Here is a 12591-nt window from a genome sequence, read left to right as displayed (position 1 = left end):
ATCCCTGATGATGATGCTCCCCTGAAACAAGTATAGGGTGACGCACGTATTTAATTAATTATATTCTACGAACTACAAGACAACATGGAACAGCCTACTTTAATGCGTGCCCATTCTGGCCGTTTAGCAAACCATTTTTCGTATTCGGGTTGCTCGGCATAAGGCTGTTTTAAGAGCTGAAATAATTCGTCAATTAATTTATAATCGCCTTTATCGGCATCATCAATAGCTAATTGTGCCATATAGTTTCTTAACACGTATTTCGGATTCACGCCATTCATGTTTTCTTTCCTTTCGGAAGAAGAAATCGTCTCCAATTTTAAACGTTCGGCATAATTTTCAAACCACTGTTCCCAACGGTTTTTAATGGCTTCGGAAATGGTATCGGGCGTATAAAAAGCTTCTGAAATCACGTTGAAACCTTCATCAGCTTTTTCAGCATTAAAATTGGCTAACAATCGGAAGAAAATCGTCATATCGGTTTCCGTGAGGTGCAGCACATCTTCTAAATCTTGAATTAGCGCAAGATCGGAATCAACTTCTTCTAACAATCCTAATTTTGAGCGCATCATCTTTAAGGATTCGGCTTCAAAATGGGTTTGATAGGTGTTTAATATCGCTTCTAGAGTTGGAACATCTTCAATTAACGGATAAAGCGCATTCGCAAGTTGCAACAAATTCCAAAGTCCCATGTTAGGCTGATTACCAAAACGGTAGCGTTTATGCTGTCTATCGGTGGTATTAGGGGTCCATCCAAAATCGAATCCCTCTAACCAACCGTAAGGCCCGTAATCTATAGTTAACCCGAGAATAGACATGTTATCGGTATTCATTACACCATGTACAAAACCAACCCGTTGCCAGTGAATTATCATGTCAAGCGTACGCTGAGTCACTTCATTAAAAAATGCCAAATAGGTGTCTTTCGACGGATTTCCTAAATGCGAAAAATGATATTTTATGGTGTAATCGACTAAAGTTTTAAGCGTTTTATGATCTTGTCTTGCGGCGAATATTTGATAGTTTCCAAAGCGTAAAAAAGATTCGGCGGCGCGACAAACAATAGCGCCTTTTTCATATTCGGGATTGCCGTTATACAAAACATCACGTAATACTTGGTCGCCAGATAAGGCCAACGACAAAGCGCGTGTTGTTGGCACTCCCAAATGAAACATGGCTTCGCTACATAAATACTCCCGAATGGACGAACGTAAAACGGCCAAACCATCGGCGGTTCTTGAATAAGGTGTTTCGCCCGATCCCTTTAATTGAAGTGCCCTGTTTTTATTGTTATGCGTGACTTCGCATAAATTTATAGCACGACCATCGCCCAATTGCCCAGCCCAATTCCCGAACTGATAGCCACCATAACACATGGCATAAGGCGTTGTATTTGGTAAAACTTCATTTCCAGTAAACACCTTTAAAAAAGCTTCTGATTTACTATCTTCTTCTGAAAGCCCAAGGTTGGCAAGCATTTCGGGAGACACATGAAGCATTTCTGGCTGCGCTGTTTTTTTAGGCGTTACATAGGAAAAACAGGATTTTTCCACCTGTCTTCTTCTGTTTTCCAGAACAGGATCGGCAGGTAATTCTTTGGTGAATTTATCGTTTATATTCAGTTTCATGCTTTTAATTTATCCGAATGTAATTGTCGGAGTTTCATCAGTTTTGGTGTGATTACAAAACTACAATAACCTTGTGTTGGGTGGGTACGGTAATAATTTTGATGTTCAGCTTCAGCTTCATAAAAAACATCTAGAGGTGAAATTTCAGTCACAATAGGCTTTTCATAATAGCTACTTATTTCATCGATCACATTTTTTGCGATTTGCTCTTGTTTATCATCGTGAAAATAAATCACCGATCGGTATTGTGTTCCGCGATCGGCACCTTGTTGATTTAAAGTGGTAGGATCATGCGTGGTCATAAAAATGATTAAAAGGTCTTGATATGAAATCACATCAGCATCAAAAGTAATTTGAATCACTTCGGCATGCCCTGTTAATCCGGAGCAAATTTCACGATAGGTAGGATGCCCTGGCACGGTTCCTCCAGAATATCCCGACACCACTTTTTCTACCCCTTTTACTTCCTGAAAAACGGCTTCGGTACACCAAAAACAGCCGCCACCAACGGTGGCAATTTGCAAATTACTCATGAGCTTTCTCTTTTTCTAAAACCATAGATGCCGAATTGATGCAATACCGCAATCCGCTAGGTTCTGGCCCATCAGGAAAAACATGTCCTAAGTGTGCATCGCAAGAATTACACATCACCTCCACGCGTACCATACCATAAGTGGTGTCTTTTTCGTATTTAATGGCATTTTCCTTTATAGGCTGTGTAAAACTTGGCCAACCGGTTCCTGAACTAAATTTTATAGTAGAATCGAACAAGGAGGCATCGCAACACACGCAGTTATATTTACCCTCTTCATATGTGGTGCATAAATCTCCACTGTGGGCATGCTCTGTACCTTTCATTCTGGTAATTCTGAATTGCTCTGGAGTTAATTCTTCCTTCCATGCATCCTCACTTTTCTCTACGCGTTTATCGGGAGTTGGGTTTCCGTTCACGGCGTAACTAATCACATCTTTCCAAGTTAACATATGGTAATTCTTTCTTTGATTTAATTTTAATTTTCTAGTTGTTTCCAACTTTAAGATAGTCGAAACACCGAGTAAAAACTTACGCTTTCATGGCCTTGCTACATTAATCATGCGACGATTATACCCTAAAATTACGGGATTCGATAATCACAAAAATTATTGTTGTAAAGTTTAGTATTTTTACTAAATAATAAGAACATTTATGGAAAAACTTATTGCTGAAGCAGAACAGTTTGCATCAACTTTATTGAATGAAAAATTAGATTGTAAATTTCTGTATCATAATTTAACACATACCCAACGGGTCGTTGAAAAAGCAAACCTTTTAGCGGAGCAATGTGGTTTATCTGAACATGAAAAAAATTTACTGGTATTGGCCGCTTGGTTTCACGATACCGGATACACTAAAAATATTAAGAAGCACGAAGAAGAAAGTGTGCTTATAGCCAAATCTTTTTTTAAGCACCACGCTTTAAAGGATGCCGACCAGGAAACTGTTTTCCAACTCATTCTCGCTACAAGAGCAGGTTACGAACCTAAAACCATATCAGAAAAAATAATTAGAGATGCCGATTGCTCTCATATAGGCAGCAAAACCTACTTTGAAGTTTCAGAATTACTCAAAAAAGAATGGGAACTTACGTGTAACAAAAAACTTTCGGAATCAGCATGGCTAGAGGAAAATATTCAATTTTTAGCCATTCAGCATCGTTTTTATACCTCGGAAGCCAATGCGCTTTGGCAGAAACGAAAAGGCAAAAACATTTCGGAACTCCTCAAGGCCCAAAAAAAAATAAGTTCTGAAAACAGAAAATTAAAACATAAAACAGAAACCTTAAACCTAAAAAAACACCGAGTAGATTTACCTGAACGCGGTATCGAGACCATGTTTAGAGTGACTTTAAAAAACCATATTGAACTTAGTAATATTGCCGATACCAAAGCCAACATTTTATTATCGGTAAATGCGATTATTGTGTCGTTAGTGATTTCCAATCTGGTTTCAAAATTAGACAAACCATCCAACGACTACCTCATTTGGCCAACAGCCATTTTTGTGATATTCACGGTTATTTCCATTATCCTATCTATTATGGCAACACGGCCTAATGTAACCAGTGGAAAATTCACAAAAGAAGACGTTAAGAACAAAAAAGTCAACCTTTTATTCTTCGGAAATTTCCATAAAATGAGTTTGAAAGATTTTGAATGGGCTATGGGCGAAATGATGCAAGACCGCGAATACCTGTATTCATCCATGAAAAAAGACCTTTATTTTCTTGGTTTGGTTTTAGATAAAAAATACAAAATACTACGTTTAACCTATGCTGTATTTATGATTGGCATTATTATAAGTGTCCTAACTTTTGCCTTTGCCCTTCATGGTGCCAACGCTTAAAGCTTGATGGTTTTCATTAAATCCTCATAAGTATAAACCGATTTCAAATCTTCGCCTTTATGGTAAAGCACGGCAACACGAATAGCTTTAAGTCCGGTTACAGCTTGTAAATCTTCAAGATCTACAATTTCAACGTTACTATCTAAATAATTTTTGGACTGCAAGAACTTAATATAACGCAGATATTCTACTTCATCTTGTTTTTGCGAATACACAATGCTAATTTTCCCTTTTTGTGTTAAGCGCTCGTTTGTACCTTTTATAAAAGCTTTATCGACGCGTTTTTTCACAATTTCGTATCGTGCATTGTAAGTACCATCGACATCAAATTGTTTTTCGTCCATTTTAAAACTGATGGACAAAGGTTGATTAAACACTAAAATTAAAGAAGCCACATCGAGCTGAACTGGAAAATCATTTTTCATATCGTAGTAAGCATTTTCCATTTCGCACATGACTTGCAATTGCCACAATCGTAAATTGTATAGATAAATTGGATTGAAGCTGTCTGCTTTCGTAATCGACTCGCCAATATACATGTTATGCTCCACACCATCGGTTTTATAACGCTCGAAAAAATGAGGGTACATAGCTTGGGCTTCTATTTGCTTTTCATCTAAATGCAAAGCCATTTCCCGATTGATATGCGCTATGGTTTCATCATAGTTTTTGCGGTGTCGATACAACGACCTTGTTCGATCATCAATACTCTCGAAATAAGCATCAATTTGAGGTTTAAGTACATTGTCCTTTTTTACATAGGCAAAAACAGGCTCGATATCTTGTTTAAAAAAATCGGCTATTTGCTGTTCACTATCCACTTGAAAATGATTTTTTAAATCGGATAAAAAGGCATCAATCTGATACATAAACTGCTCGTAAATAGGCAGACTATTTAAGGCATTGGCCTGCTTAAAAATTGCTTTTGAAGCTTGTAATTGCAAGGTTAAATCTAGTTTGGTAGCTTCATTTCTTGCTTCGGAAGAACCTTTTATATCGATTTGACCATATAGCGGGTAGACATTTTCGAAGGCAATTCTTTTAAAAACAGGCTCTAAACCAGAGGCCTCAGCTTTAATATAATTTTTAGCTTCTTGCTCAAAACGCCATTTCACACTAGGGTGAATGGAGGTGCATTCTTTTTGAATAATGGCTTCAATTAAATTCTCCTCCTCTCTTTTAGAGCGTTCTACCGACGCTAAAATATGCGGTGTTACTACCGCCAATTTATTAGCATTAATACTATTAAGCACATAGGGTTTTGAAGACACTATTTCTAGAATACCTAGCAACTCATCATCGTTTGCAATGGGTACCAAAATGGCGCTTTTAACACCTTGAGCATGTAAACTTTGAATTTCGGGAGAACAATGACCAGCCGTTTCCACCATGGCGTCTACATTGGATACAGACAAGTATTTATGTTCATTCACTAATCGGTTATAAGACCATTCACACAAAGCTTCACAGCATTTTTCACTTTGTGTTTGTCCTAAAATATAACTGCTAATTTCTTCTCCATAAAAGCGATAAAACATCCCTTCTTCATTATCGTACAGCGACACACCAACTTTAATATCATCGACACCCAACAAGGACTTGAATGTGCCAAAAAAATGGTTTATTGCTTCTGTATCTTTATGCTTATCTTCAGAAAGCAGACGAGATTTTATATTGGATATAGATTGATCTTCGGTGACGTCGAAAATATTAGAAATCACAAAGCCTTTAAAAATATAAGAATTAGGCGGAAATTTTTCTTTCCAGAGGGCAATATTCTCAAAGTTATCTAGGAGTTCGTGATAATCGGCCTCGGTTATTTTTGGAGCTGATGCCTTAGGTAGAATTTCACAGAAATCGGCATTATATAAAATTTTATAATGACGCATAACACCATTAGCATCGGGTATTTTGTAATAAAAAGGTATTTTATACCCCACTTGATAGCCATAACAGTAGCTCAAAATGATGGTACAAGCAATAACATACATGTCATCTTTAGGGGCCTCCTCAATTTGAAGCTCAAAATCTTCACCAGCAGCTTTAATAATGTTTTGAAACCGTTCTGAAGGATTAAAAACCAGATCGTGAAATGGCACTGTTCCCGATTTTATTTCGTTTTTTGTGAGTAAGGGATTAAAAGTATCTTGAAGTAAAACTTGTATAGCGTCTTTACGAGATTCCAGAAGATTGACATCACTAAAACCATCACGAAGTTCGGGATATTTTTGAGCTACATTTAAAATGCTCTTGGCCTTTTCGGCTGTAAGCTGGTTATCGCTTTTAGACAAATCTTCATACTGTTCTAAAAGTTTTTTGAAACTAATTTTAAGTTCCAAAGGTGAATCTATATTGTGATTAATGTCCATAATTTACTGCTTCTTAGCTACCAAATTTACAAAATATGTTATGCATTGTTTAGCCATATTTGTTACACAACATCAAATGGAACAGTATTCCTATTTATACTTAAACGTATCTTTTCTTTTTAAGCCTGAACCGCTTTTAAAAAGTTCCCAACACTATTAGGTATCTATTATAAGACGATGGCTATGCAAAAACATTACACAAATAAACGAGGAAACAAAAAAGCTTCTCTAATTCAAGAACATATCCTGAACAGAGAAGCTTTTAAAAATTTATACGTTTAAGGAATTAGTTCCCTTTTTTGTAATCTTCTAGGAATTTCGCTAAACCGATATCGGTTAAAGGATGTTTTAATAAGCCTTTAATAGACGATAATGGTCCTGTCATCACATCAGATCCTAATTTTGCACAATCAATAAGGTGCATGGTGTGACGTACTGAAGCTGCTAAAATTTGAGTTTCGAAACCGTAGTTATCGTAAATCTGTCTGATTTCTGCAATAAGGTTTAAACCATCTGTAGAAATATCATCTAATCTTCCAATGAAAGGCGACACATAAGTAGCACCTGCTTTTGCAGCCAATAAAGCTTGACCAGCAGAGAATACTAAAGTGACGTTCGTTCTAATGCCTTTATCTGAAAAATATTTACAAGCTTTAATACCATCGGCAATTAAAGGAAGTTTTACCACGATTTGTGGGTGTAAAGCAGCAAGGGCTTCACCTTCTTTTACCATACCTTCAAAATCGGTTGAAATAACCTCGGCACTTACATCACCATCAACAATATCACAGATTTTTGTATAGTGTGCTAAAATATTTTCAGCACCTGTAATACCTTCTTTCGCCATTAAAGACGGGTTTGTTGTTACCCCATCTAAAACACCTAAAGCCTGTGCTTCAGCGATATCATCAAGGTTTGCTGTATCAATAAAAAATTTCATAATTATGCAGTTTTGTATGCTGTTTTTAAATATTCTAATACTTCGTTGCTTACATTTTCACCTGTAAATCCGAATTTCTCATCCAATACACCTGCAGGAGCAGAGTAACCGAAATGATCGACTCCAAACACTTTTCCGTTAGCACCAACAAGACCTTCTAAGTTCACCGGTAAACCAGCTGTTAAACCAAATAATGGTTTGTCCTGTGGGATCACGCTGTTTTGGTATGCTTTAGATTGTAATCTGAAAACGCCTTCAGAAATTACAGAAGCGATATTTACTTTTAAGCCTTTTTCAGCTTCTAAAATTTCAGCAGCAGCTAATAAAGTAGAAACTTCAGATCCGTTTGCGATAAGCACCACATCTGGGTTTTCAACTTCTTTCACTAAATATCCACCTTTTTCGGCAGCTAAAGCCTCTTGATATCTTGATTCTCCTTGAGGAGCAACATCTTTAATACCTTGTCTAGAAAGGATTAAACCTGTAGGCGTGTTTTTATTTTCTAGCGCCATTTTCCAAGCCACGTTTGTTTCTGCTGAATCGGCAGGACGTAAGGCTAAGAAACTTGGGTTTCCGCTATGATTTTTTAATTTTTCAAGTAAACGAATTTGCGCTTCTTGCTCGATTGGTTGGTGTGTTGGACCATCCTCTCCTACTCTAAAGGCATCGTGTGTCCATACATATTTAACACCCAATTCTTGAATACCACTTAAACGAATGGCTGGTTTCATATAATCTGAAAACACGAAGAACGTTGCAACAACTGGAATGATACCACCGTGTAAAGCTAATCCGTTTGCTATACAAGCCATAGTTAACTCGGCAACACCAGCTTGTAAAAAGGCTCCTGAAAAATCACCTTTTTTCATCGCGTGAGTTTTCTTTAAGAAACCATCGGTTTTATCTGAATTTGATAAATCGGCAGAAGACACAATCATGTTTTCTACGTTTTCCGCAAGGTATCCTAAAACAGCAGAAGACGCTGCTCTAGTGGCTAAACCTTCTTTTTGAGGAATATTAAAATCTAATTCTGGTAATTCTCCAGAGAAGAAGAAGTCTAATTTTTCTGCTAATGCAGGATTAGCTTCTCTCCACGTATTAATTTCGGCTTTCTTTTCAGCAGCTTGAGCTGTTTTTTCAGCTATGATATTTTTATAGAAATCGGCTACTTCAGGATAAATCTCAAATGGATTATTCACATCTGCACCTAAATTCTCTAATGTTTTTTCGTAATCGGCACCAGTAGCTCCAATGGGCTGACCGTGTAATTCGCAATAACCTTCAAACATGCTACCATCGGCAGTTACACAACCTTTACCCATAATGGTTTTACCAATAATTAAGGTTGGTTTTTCAGTTTCAGCATTAGCATCTTTTAAAGCTTTTCTAATTTCGTCGTGGTTATGCCCATCGATAGTAACAACTTTCCATCCCCAAGACTCGTATTTCATAGCCGTATCTTCGGTAGTTACCTCATCGGTAGATGTTGACAACTGGATATCGTTAGAATCGAAAAACATGATAAAGTTACTTAACCCTAAGTGTCCAGCAATACGTCCTGCTCCTTGAGAAACTTCTTCTTGAATACCACCATCAGAAATAAATCCATAAACTTTATGGTTCATCCAATCGCCAAATTTAGCTTGTAAAAACTTCGCACCAATAGCAGCTCCCACACCCATCGTGTGTCCTTGCCCTAATGGTCCAGAGGTGTTTTCAATACCACGTTTTACATCAACTTCTGGGTGACCAGGTGTGATAGAACCCCATTGTCTGAAATTAGCAACATCATCTTTAGCATAGTTTCCTAAAAGGTAATACTGTGCATACATTAAAGTAGACAAGTGACCAGCATCCATAAAGAAACGGTCTCTAAAAGGCCACTCCATATCTGTAGGGTCATAATTAAAAAATTCTGAGTATAAAATGTGCATAAAATCTGCACCACCCATAGGGCCACCTGGGTGACCTGATTTCGCTTTTTCTACCATAGCAACAGCTAATGCTCTAATATTATCTGCTGCTTGCTGATCATTTTGTTTGTTCATTTTTTAATTATAGTTTGTGTATTATAATCTTAGCTTAAAGATTTTCATTAGAAATAAACGCATACTAACACTAAATCCAATCCCATAAAATTCAACCTAACACCTTAATATGCCCTAAAAACCAAGTATTAAACATGGATTCTTATTTCCTTATAATAGGGTACTTTAATTGATTTTTTTGCAAATATATAACCTTTAATGGGTTGAGTTAAAAAAAACCATAGAATTTAATTAAAATTAACGAAAGCGTTTTCGATGAATTTTAAGAATGTTAAATCAATGATTAGAATTCATGATAACCATGGGACTATCCCTATAAAAACCGAACTTAAATTTCATAAAAAAGGTTCAACTATAAAAGTCGAACCTTTTCTCCGCTTATACATTTTAAAATAAAATGCTTCCCACAAGTTTAATAATGCAAACTTATTTTTTTACAAAACGCTTTACAACCACCTGTTTATTATCGGTATATACCTTAGCCATATAAATACCTTTATTTAATTGAGAAACACTAAATGCAGCACCTCCTTTAACACTATAGACTTGTTGCCCTATAAGATTGTATATATCTACTTTTGAAATAGATTCTGCGCCAGTTGATTTAATATTTAAAATATTTTCAGCAGGATTTGGATAAAGCGAAATAGTATTTGCATCCTTTACTTGATTGTTTAAACTTAGAGAAGGGTTTTCATGAAATGTAATCTCATCGATATAGATTGCACCATTTAAAGCAGTATTCCCTTCTCTAAATTGATATACCAAGGTATAACTTGCCCCATCGGTATCAAAGGAATCTAGAGTACTAGCATCCAGAGTTAAGGTTTGCCAATCGGTAGAATTGGCCATGATGTTATTTACACTACCTACCCAAGGCGCACCAGTGTCATTTTTCAACCTAATTTGTGTAGCATTAGAATTATTTTGAAAAACTATGGTGATGAATTTATTGGTTTGAGCATCGATGGTCAGTGTACTTTCTAAGGAAGGTTGCCCATTATTCATGTGTTCCCATTCAATAACACCTCTAGATTCAACAACTTTTTGTGATACGACAGCACCTCCTGATCTCCCTGTAAAACCTTCAGTATCGTTATCGGTTTCAAAAGTAAAAGACTGGGCTTCCACCTGGCAAGTCCATACAGTAAAAATAAAAAGAAGCAGACAAGACTTAGTTATTATATTTTTTTTCATAATAAAATGGTTTAGTTGGTTATAGTTTCATGAGCTTTTCAATAGCTGTTTCGCCATCGGCTTTAACGCGTATTAAATACATACCTGCTTCTAAATTAGAAACATTAACTCTAGGCGAATTGGTTTGGGTCCCTTTAACCTTTTTAACTATTTTTCCAGACATGGATAATACCTCAATCTCCAAATTATTAATCGGCTTATTAAAATTCAGGTTGAAAAAATCGGATGTTGGATTAGGAAAAATACTTAACTGCGATTCTAAAATCTCTTTTACCCCCAAGGTTAAATCCGAGCTCTCAAACAGCTTGTCGTAGGCAGGCAAAGTACCATCGTCCCATAAAAAACTGTGTGTATGTCCACTACCATTGCCATCATTATCATACCAAGCTGGTTTAACAGCTTTAAAATCTGCAACAATAGCCACCGACTTATCTAGCATATCCTGAATAATCTGTTCGGCATTAGGCTCCGAATCTCTAAGATTGTTAGTTTCTCCTGGATCATTAATAATATCGTATAAACGCCACGAACCATTCCCTCCGGTTTTAACAATTTTCCATTTATCGTAAACAATACCTCCATTATGAAAACCATTTTGAGGTCTCATTACTATTAATGGCTCATCAGGTCTAGAGTCTTCACCAGCTATAAGCTTATCCATAAAATCTACACCATCAAGAGTTTTTGCACTTGGCACGGCACCTCCTGCTAAATTCACTAAAGTTGGATAAAGATCCAAGGAACTAATTTGGTGTTCATAAGTGGCATGAGCACTAATTTGATTTGGCCAATGCACAAACATGGGCACTTTATGCCCGCCTTCATTCACACTGCCTTTTAATGCCGCAAGCGGATAGTTAACAGCGCCTTTACTATAGGTATAACCGCCATTATCACTTAAAAAGATGATTACAGTATTATTATACACCGACATATCTTTTTTAAGCTCGGCAATTAAGCGTCCGATATTGTCATCCATATTAGTAACCATAGTAGCATACACGACGCGGTCTTGCACAAACTCTTCGATAACAGCTGGTCTATCTGCTTCAGGATGTTTGGTGACTTGATTAGCCGTTGTCATGTAATCGCTATTTCGAATTAAATCTTCAAAATTCGGATTATTAGCTTTAAAAGCAGCTATTTCATCAGAAGGCGCTTCTAAAGGTGTATGCGGTGCATTATAAGCTAAGTACATAAAAAAGGGATCTTGGCCACCTGCATTTGTACTAATATATTTTATAGCATCATCGGTGAGAATATCGGTCAAATAATCTTCGTCTGGAGCATTACTAAATTCATTTCTATCAATGTAATCTCTATTGCGCCATAAAGGATCTTGGTATTCATTGGTAACAGCAACACCATTACCAACTCTTGTGTAATAAGAATCTTCGTAACCTTCTTCAAAATATCCTTTTCCTCCGCCTAGCATGCCGAAAAAGTAATCGAAACCTCTATCCAAGGGCTGGTGTGCGCCTTCAACAAAACCTAAATGCCATTTACCAAAAGCTGCTGTTGTATATCCTGTATCTTGTAATAATTCAGGAAAAAAAGTTTCACTGGTAGGCAACCCTAAAGGCGTTGTAGTATCGTTAGGCAGGTTATATTGTGCACCCAAACGATGCGGCATAACGCCCGACATAATAGCTGCTCGACTTGGCCCACAAAAAGGATGAGCTACGTGTGCGTTTGTAAGCACCAACCCTTGATCGGCTAGGGCGTCGATATGTGGTGTTGGAATGACTCCTAAATCTGCAGGAAAATTTGAATCGCGGTTAAAGCCAACATCGGCATAACCCAAATCGTCGGCTAGAATAACTATAATATTGGGCCGACTTCCTTTTGTAGTTTGTGCCCATATGCTATTGAGGCAAAGTGCAAAAACTAGAAAACAAAGATTTTTTCTAAGAGTAAAATTTATCATAAATAGATCAGGTTTAGTTTAGTGATGTCAAAACTAACCGAATCCAAAATGACTTACTTTGACTCTTTTACCTCATCATTATTATATTTTACCCATTAT

At 36.8% G+C, this 12591-nt stretch carries 9 protein-coding genes; 1 reads left to right on the top strand and 8 read right to left on the bottom strand.

Features of this window, described 5'->3' with window-relative positions; all coding sequences use genetic code 11:
- Positions 1-65: 65 nt before the first annotated feature.
- From C1A40_RS08525 to msrB, 3 genes are read right to left on the bottom strand one after another with little or no spacing between them, the layout of a single operon-like run.
- Complete coding sequence (locus tag C1A40_RS08525; RefSeq protein ID WP_102995534.1) at positions 66-1628, bottom strand: protein adenylyltransferase SelO; 1563 nt, start codon at positions 1626-1628, stop codon at positions 66-68.
- Complete coding sequence (msrA, locus tag C1A40_RS08520; RefSeq protein WP_102995533.1) at positions 1625-2161, bottom strand: peptide-methionine (S)-S-oxide reductase MsrA; 537 nt, start codon at positions 2159-2161, stop codon at positions 1625-1627. Before msrA ends, C1A40_RS08525 begins: the two co-directional genes overlap by 4 nt.
- Positions 2154-2612 (bottom strand): peptide-methionine (R)-S-oxide reductase MsrB, encoded by a 459-nt coding sequence (gene msrB / locus C1A40_RS08515; protein WP_102997175.1) that lies wholly within the window; start codon positions 2610-2612, stop codon positions 2154-2156. Before msrB ends, msrA begins: the two co-directional genes overlap by 8 nt.
- Before the next feature lie 202 nt (positions 2613-2814).
- On the opposite strand from msrB, the gene C1A40_RS08510 reads away from it, so the two are divergent.
- A complete protein-coding gene (locus tag C1A40_RS08510; RefSeq protein ID WP_102995532.1) occupies positions 2815-4011 on the top strand; it encodes a Pycsar system effector family protein in 1197 nt (398 codons plus the stop codon).
- Here the strand turns inward: C1A40_RS08510 and C1A40_RS08505 are convergent.
- From C1A40_RS08505 to C1A40_RS08485, 5 genes are all read right to left on the bottom strand, one after another.
- The gene (locus C1A40_RS08505; RefSeq protein ID WP_102995531.1) at positions 4008-6380 is read right to left on the bottom strand and encodes a GAF domain-containing protein; all 2373 of its coding nucleotides are present in this window, start codon (positions 6378-6380) and stop codon (positions 4008-4010) included. The genes C1A40_RS08510 and C1A40_RS08505 overlap by 4 nt on opposite strands.
- A 286-nt stretch (positions 6381-6666) precedes the next feature.
- Entirely contained in the window at positions 6667-7320 is a 654-nt protein-coding gene (fsa, locus tag C1A40_RS08500; protein WP_102995530.1) for a fructose-6-phosphate aldolase, read from the bottom strand.
- A gap of 2 nt (positions 7321-7322) precedes the next feature.
- Positions 7323-9368, bottom strand: coding sequence for a transketolase family protein (locus C1A40_RS08495; RefSeq protein ID WP_102995529.1), 2046 nt, complete (start codon positions 9366-9368; stop codon positions 7323-7325).
- Positions 9369-9794: 426 nt separating this feature from the next.
- On the bottom strand, positions 9795-10565 hold the full coding sequence (locus C1A40_RS08490) for a T9SS type A sorting domain-containing protein (protein ID WP_102995528.1): 771 nt from the start codon (positions 10563-10565) through the stop codon (positions 9795-9797).
- A gap of 19 nt (positions 10566-10584) precedes the next feature.
- Complete coding sequence (locus C1A40_RS08485) at positions 10585-12492, bottom strand: sulfatase-like hydrolase/transferase (protein ID WP_102995527.1); 1908 nt, start codon at positions 12490-12492, stop codon at positions 10585-10587.
- Positions 12493-12591 lie beyond the last annotated feature (99 nt).

The organism is Tamlana carrageenivorans, assembly GCF_002893765.1.
In the GTDB taxonomy this organism is placed as follows: domain Bacteria; phylum Bacteroidota; class Bacteroidia; order Flavobacteriales; family Flavobacteriaceae; genus Pseudotamlana; species Pseudotamlana carrageenivorans.
This window is presented reverse-complemented; position numbering and strand designations above follow the sequence as displayed.

Excerpts from the sequence above, each read along its gene's own strand:
- msrB (WP_102997175.1), bottom strand. The coding sequence starts at position 2,612 with ATGTTAACTTGGAAAGATGTGATTAGTTACGCCGTGAACGGAAACCCA.
- fsa (WP_102995530.1), bottom strand. The coding sequence starts at position 7,320 with ATGAAATTTTTTATTGATACAGCAAACCTTGATGATATCGCTGAAGCA.
- C1A40_RS08525 (WP_102995534.1), bottom strand. The coding sequence starts at position 1,628 with ATGAAACTGAATATAAACGATAAATTCACCAAAGAATTACCTGCCGAT.
- C1A40_RS08485 (WP_102995527.1), bottom strand. The coding sequence starts at position 12,492 with ATGATAAATTTTACTCTTAGAAAAAATCTTTGTTTTCTAGTTTTTGCA.
- C1A40_RS08505 (WP_102995531.1), bottom strand. The coding sequence starts at position 6,380 with ATGGACATTAATCACAATATAGATTCACCTTTGGAACTTAAAATTAGT.
- C1A40_RS08495 (WP_102995529.1), bottom strand. The coding sequence starts at position 9,368 with ATGAACAAACAAAATGATCAGCAAGCAGCAGATAATATTAGAGCATTA.
- C1A40_RS08490 (WP_102995528.1), bottom strand. The coding sequence starts at position 10,565 with ATGAAAAAAAATATAATAACTAAGTCTTGTCTGCTTCTTTTTATTTTT.
- msrA (WP_102995533.1), bottom strand. The coding sequence starts at position 2,161 with ATGAGTAATTTGCAAATTGCCACCGTTGGTGGCGGCTGTTTTTGGTGT.
- C1A40_RS08510 (WP_102995532.1), top strand. The coding sequence starts at position 2,815 with ATGGAAAAACTTATTGCTGAAGCAGAACAGTTTGCATCAACTTTATTG.